Genomic DNA, 6,249 nt, shown 5'->3' with positions numbered 1-6,249 from the left:
CCTGCCGCCAGCGTTCAATCTGAGCCATGATCAAACTCTTCAATTTAAGTTTTTTCGAAACCGAAGTTTCAGCTCAATGAATACTGATTACTGTTTCTCTCCGAAGAGAAAAACGAATTGACTGTGCTCCTGTTGGCATCCACTTTTGAAAAAGTGAAATCAAAACAGCTCAAGGCTGTACCAACATGAATTGGTCACTCAGTTCATCGAATAAATCTTTTTGTCTATTCTTAACGAGTGCCCACACAGATTGCATAGGTCAAATTGTTAAAGAGCGCCGCTCAATCTTGAGCGGGAGTGGCATCTTACGCCACTTTGGCAACAAGTCAAGCATTTTGTTTTGCTTGTTTGTTTTGCCGTTGTTAGCGCGGCTTGCCGTGCCAACGAGAGCGCATTATAGAGAGGTGATTTTTTGACGCAAGGAGTTTTTGATAAAAACATTTCAAGCGAGCAAAAAGCCAACAAGGTGCATTATTACTGAGCATTTCCATGCGAAAACTAAGCAGAAAGCCACCTAAAGTCGGTGGCTTTCGCTCAATAAGTATCTATCAGTCCTGTTTTGCGATGATTTGATCGTTTTCAACATCGAGGAAAACAGGCCGCCCTGGTATCAGCTCGCCACTTAGAATTTGCTGAGCAAGCGGGTTTTCAATTGTCTGCTGGATAGCACGTTTGAGTGGACGCGCACCATAGACGGGGTCAAAGCCACCTTTAGCCACTTTTGCCAAGGCTGCGTCTGAGACCTCAAGCTTAAAGTCTCTTTCGGCCATACGATGAGCCAGCTCTTGCATCTGTAGACCTGCAATCTCTTTGATGTGGTCTTCGGCTAATGGGTGGAACACCACCGCTTCATCGATTCGGTTGATGAATTCTGGACGGAAATGATTTGCAGCCACTTCCATCACGGTGTGTTTTATACCCGCATAGTCCAGTTCACCGAAATGCGCCTGAATCTGCTCTGAGCCAAGGTTTGACGTCATGATCACCACCGCATTGCGAAAGTCGACAGTGCGGCCTTGACCATCCGTCAGGCGCCCATCATCCAGCACCTGTAGCAAGATGTTAAACACATCCGAGTGAGCTTTCTCTATCTCGTCGAGCAGAATGACAGAGTAAGGGCGACGACGTACCGCTTCGGTCAGATACCCCCCTTCTTCATAACCCACATAACCTGGGGGTGCACCCACAAGGCGAGCCACGGAATGCTTCTCCATAAATTCGGACATATCAATCCGTACCATGGCATCACGGCTGTCAAACATGAATTCAGCCAGTGATTTACAAAGTTCGGTTTTACCTACCCCCGTTGGGCCCAAGAAGAGAAATGAACCAATTGGGCGATTCGGATCCGCCAAACCGGCACGGCTACGGCGAATAGCATTACCAACAGCGCTCACCGCTTCATCTTGCCCTATCACGCGTTCATGCAATGCCGACTCCATCTTGAGCAGCTTTTCTTTTTCGCTTTCAAGCATACGCGACACTGGGATGCCTGTTTGCCGTGCGATAACATCAGCAATCTCTGCATCCGTGACACGGTTTTTAAGCAGCGTCATTTCCTGCATCTCTGCTTGGCTGGCAAGATCCAATTGCTTCTCTAGTTCAGGGATCTTGCCGTATTGCAGCTCTGACATCCGACTCAAGTCGCCGGCTCGACGTGCGATTTCCATATCAGTACGCGCTTGCTCTAACGCTGCTTTGATGTGTTGAGCACCAGATACAGCGGCTTTTTCAGTATTCCAGACCTCTTCTAATTCTGCATACTCGCGCTCTTTTGCTTCTAGCTCGTCGCGAAGCGTTTCTAAGCGCTTTTGGCTCGCACTGTCTTCTTCTTTTTCCAGCGCTTGCTGCTCTATCTTCAGTTGCACAATGCGACGCTCAAGCCTGTCGAGTGAGTCTGGCTTAGAGTCTATTTGCATCCGAATACTAGACGCAGCCTCGTCAATCAGATCGATGGCTTTATCTGGCAGCTGCCGATCAGCAATATAGCGGTGTGACAAACTCGCAGCAGCTACGATAGCCGGATCGGTAATTTCTACCGCATGATGCAATTCATAACGCTCTTTGAGGCCTCGCAAAATGGCCACCGTGTCTTCGACATTCGGCTCACTCACCAACACTTTTTGGAAACGGCGTTCTAGTGCCGCATCTTTTTCCACATACTGTCGGTATTCATCCAGCGTCGTTGCCCCCACACAATGGAGTTCACCACGTGCCAAGGCAGGCTTAAGCATGTTGCCCGCGTCCATGGCCCCTTCAGCTTTACCTGCGCCCACCATGGTGTGAAGTTCGTCGATAAAGAGAATGACATTGCCTTCTTCTTTGGCCAGTTCATTCAGCACCGCTTTTAAACGTTCTTCAAATTCACCACGGTATTTCGCGCCTGCGACCAGTGAGCCCATATCAAGAGAGAGTACGCGTTTGCTACGAAGTCCTTCTGGCACTTCACCATTCACAATGCGTTGAGCCAGGCCTTCCACGATGGCCGTTTTACCCACGCCAGGCTCACCAATCAGCACTGGGTTATTTTTGGTACGGCGTTGTAACACTTGCACCGTACGACGGATTTCATCATCACGGCCAATGACAGGGTCCAGCTTGCCTTGCTCTGCACGCTCAGTAAGATCAATGGTGAATTTTTCGAGGGCTTGGCGGTTCTCTTCCGCGTTAGGATCATCCACTTGCTGCCCACCACGGACTTTCTCTATCGCTTCTTCAACCTTTTGCGATGTTAAACCGTGACTACGTAACAGCTCGCCCAACTGACCTTTATCTTCCACCGCAGCCAAAACAAAAAGCTCTGACGAGATATATTTATCTTTACGCTTTTGCGAGATTTTGTCGCACAGGTTAAATAACGTCCCCAGGTGGTTTGAAAGCTGAACCTCGCCACCGGTACCCGTTACTTGTGGTAAGCGGTCTAATAACTCAGAAAGGCTGGAACGCAGCTGGCTCACATCCACATTCAGCATGGTCAATAACGGGCGGATGGCACTGCTGTCTTGGTTCAGGAGTGCGGTCATCAAATGAACAGGCTCGATGTACTGGTGATCTCGCCCTAATGCCAGTGATTGCGCATCAGAAATCGCAATTTGGAATTTACTCGTAAATCGGTCAAGGCGCATAGTTCCTCCCACTTAACACCTCTAGTTGATGAATAAATGGGCACGATTGTGGCGCTTTTCAAGCACCTTTGTCGATTTTATTTCACCCGCCAGATGCAGGTTGCCATCCGGCCTGTTTGCCCATCTCGTCGATACGAATAAAACTGATCCGCCTGCTGGTAGGTACAAAACTCCCCACCATAAACAGCAGTAACGCCAGCCTGTTGGAGTCGTTGCTTCGCAAGGTGATAAAGATCAGCAAAATACTTACCGTTTCCTTTTGCGGTAAATGCCGACATCGCCTGCGGTGAGTGCGTTACAAACGCCTCGATCACCTCCTCCCCAACTTCAAAAGCCTGTGGCCCAATGGCTGGCCCTAACCAGGCAAGACATCGATTGGGATCGGAAAACTGAGATAGCGTCGCTTCTAACACGCCAGACGATAAACCTCGCCAACCTGCGTGGGCAGCCGCGACTTGCTGACCATCGTCACTGCAAACGAGCACAGGCAAACAATCAGCCGTCATGATGGTACACACTTGACCCGTCGTATCGGTGAAGGCCGCATCTGCCTGTGGATGAGGCGAGCGGGTCGGCAAGTGGACAACGTGTGTACCATGGACTTGTTCAAGCCAAGTGATATCCCCACTCACCTGCTGTGCAAGCAGTGCGCGATTTTGACCCACAGCTTCAGGTGCGTCGCCAACATGCATGCCAAGATTCCAACCCGAAAAGCTCCCTTGACTAGCACCACCAATACGCGTGGTGGTCAGCGCTCGTATGTTACTCGGAGCGGGCCAATCAGGCTGAAGGCAATACATCAGTAGTCCTCTTCTCCATATTGGGTTTGATCGTCTCTTAACCGTTCAGTCAAGGCCACCATATCGTCGGGGATCGGTGCATGCCATTCCATCAACTCACCGCTAACAGGGTGATCTAAGCGTAGCATGGCCGCATGCAATGCCTGGCGTCGGAATTGGCGCAGACTTTGTACAAGCTCATCGTCAGCGTGACGAGGCGGTTTGGCCTTCCCGCCATATAAGGGATCACCCACTAGAGGATGATTTAAGTAGGCCATATGGACACGGATCTGGTGGGTACGGCCCGTTTCCAACCGCAACCGTAATCGTGTGTGACCACGAAAATGTTCCGCGACGCGATAATGAGTGATCGCGGGTTTACCTAGCTCATGCACGGCCATATGGGTACGCTTGGTCGAATGGCGGCCAATCGGCTTATCCACCATCCCCCCGCCGGTCATATTACCAATCGCAATGGCTTCATACTCACGGGTAATTTTCCGCTTTTGTAGCGCACGCACCAAACGGGTTTGTGCCGGAATAGTTTTAGCGACCACCATTAATCCCGTGGTGTCTTTATCCAAACGATGCACTATCCCTGCCCGAGGTACGTCTCCAATTTCCGGATAACGATACAACAGACCGTTCAGTAAAGTGCCATCAGGGCAACCTGCGCCTGGGTGAACAACCAGCCCCGCAGGTTTATTAATCACCAACAAGTCATCATCTTCATAGACAATATCTAGCGGAATATCTTGCGCTAGCCAGCGATCGTCATCTTCAATTTCCGCAGTGATCTCAACGTTTTCTCCGCCCATCACTTTTTGGCGCGGCTTATCAATGGTCACACCATCGAGTGATACCTGGCCGGCTTGGATCCAAGTCTTGATCCGAGAGCGTGAGTAGTCAGGAAACAACTCAGCAATGGCTTGGTCAAGCCGTTGACCCAGTTGATGGTCTTGGATCTGGTGGGATAATTCTATCTGTTGTGCCATATCGAACTTTTCTATGATTTCTATGACTAAACCCTCGCGACAGTCGTTATAGTGGCGCTCGGCATATCGCCTATCAACGCCTTTTGCTATAGTCGCCTGTCACTGGATAAAATAGCCGGAATAATGACATTGTATCTGTTTGCCGCTGCGACCGTAATCCAGATGGCATAAAAACTTTTCAAGGAAGTGCGATAACCCATGAAACGCCTAACCCTGACTGCACTACTCGCAGCCTCTCTACTCGCCGGTTGTTCAAGTAACGACCAAGTCGTCCAAGACGATCCGCCATCCAAACTGTATCAGGATGCTGAAGCGCAGTTAAATCAAGGGGCTTGGATAACCGCTATTGAAAAGCTGGAAGCACTGGATTCACGCTATCCCTTTGGTGCTTATTCTGATCAAGTGCAGCTGGATCTGATTTATGCATATTACAAAAATGATGACTTGGCTTTAGCCGAGGCAACCATTGATCGTTTTATGCGTATGCACCCTGCGCACCCAGAAAGTGACTGGGTGGTTTATATGCGTGGCCTTACCCATATGGCGCAAGATCGTAGCCTCATTCACGATATTCTTCGTATGGAGCGGGACGACAGAGATCCTCAGCCAGCACGCAAAGGATTTGCCGATTTTCGTCGCCTGCTTGAGCGCTATCCTAACAGTGAGTATGCCGCAGATGCCAAAGCGCGGATGACCGCATTAAAAAACCGCCTTGCTAACTATGAGCTCGCCGCAGCAGATTACTACATTCGTCGAGAAGCTTGGGTTGCCGCGGTTAATCGTTGCCAAGCGTTGCAGCGTGACTTCCCTGATACAGAAGCGGCCAGAGCGTCACTCCCTTTAATGCTTAAAGCCTATGAAAAGCTTGGACTCGATGAACCCGCAGAGCGAACAAGAAAACTGATCGCCAAGAATCCAGCGTAATAGCGAGTCAACAAGCTTGATAATCAAAACCTCCGCAAAGGAGGTTTTTTTATGTCTATAGATTACCGGTGAAAAGCGCGCTTTACCGAGTAATATTGGAATCGACTCTCGGCTTCCGCGTTGAGTGGGCACAGATATACATTATTGAGGTATAACGGTTTATAGAGTTTGAAGCGGTAAGTTATTGAATCAAAACGCGTGATATCTTGCTATAGATACAAAAAAGCCCCGACCGTGAGGTCAGGGCTTGGTGTTTTCTCATCAAAGTCTTACGTCAATCTGCTTTGATGCTTAAATCTTTTTTGCCTTCAGATTTTTCCAAAAATCTGAAAACAAGAAAGCAAGCCTGGCGATGTCCTACTCTCACATGGGGAGACCCCACACTACCATCGGCGCTGCTTCGTTTCACTACTGAGTTCGGCATGG

At 49.5% G+C, this 6,249-nt stretch carries 4 protein-coding genes; 1 reads left to right on the top strand and 3 read right to left on the bottom strand.

The window, feature by feature from the left end; genetic code table 11:
- Nucleotides 1–548: 548 nt before the first annotated feature.
- From clpB to rluD, 3 genes are all read right to left on the bottom strand, one after another.
- Nucleotides 549–3,125, bottom strand: a complete 2,577-nt coding sequence (clpB, locus tag EHW58_RS15390; RefSeq protein WP_046074618.1) for an ATP-dependent chaperone ClpB — start codon at nt 3,123–3,125, stop codon at nt 549–551.
- 77 nt (nt 3,126–3,202) lie between these two features.
- Nucleotides 3,203–3,925 (bottom strand): peptidoglycan editing factor PgeF, encoded by a 723-nt coding sequence (pgeF, locus tag EHW58_RS15385; protein WP_152797342.1) that lies wholly within the window; start codon nt 3,923–3,925, stop codon nt 3,203–3,205.
- Nucleotides 3,925–4,899: a 23S rRNA pseudouridine(1911/1915/1917) synthase RluD gene (rluD, locus tag EHW58_RS15380; RefSeq protein WP_152797340.1), complete on the bottom strand. Its 975-nt coding sequence runs from the start codon at nt 4,897–4,899 to the stop codon at nt 3,925–3,927. The genes pgeF and rluD overlap by 1 nt, the downstream gene beginning before the upstream one ends.
- 198 nt (nt 4,900–5,097) lie before the next feature.
- Here rluD and bamD point away from each other — a divergent pair, with 198 nt between their 5' ends.
- Nucleotides 5,098–5,823: an outer membrane protein assembly factor BamD gene (gene bamD, locus EHW58_RS15375; RefSeq protein WP_152797338.1), complete on the top strand. Its 726-nt coding sequence runs from the start codon at nt 5,098–5,100 to the stop codon at nt 5,821–5,823.
- Nucleotides 5,824–6,249: the final 426 nt, after the last annotated feature.

The organism is Salinivibrio sp. VYel1 (assembly GCF_009377945.1).
In the GTDB taxonomy this organism is placed as follows: Bacteria; Pseudomonadota; Gammaproteobacteria; order Enterobacterales; family Vibrionaceae; genus Salinivibrio; species Salinivibrio siamensis.
The sequence above is the reverse complement of the archived record's forward strand: the minus strand, read 5'-3'. Positions and strand labels throughout refer to the sequence as shown.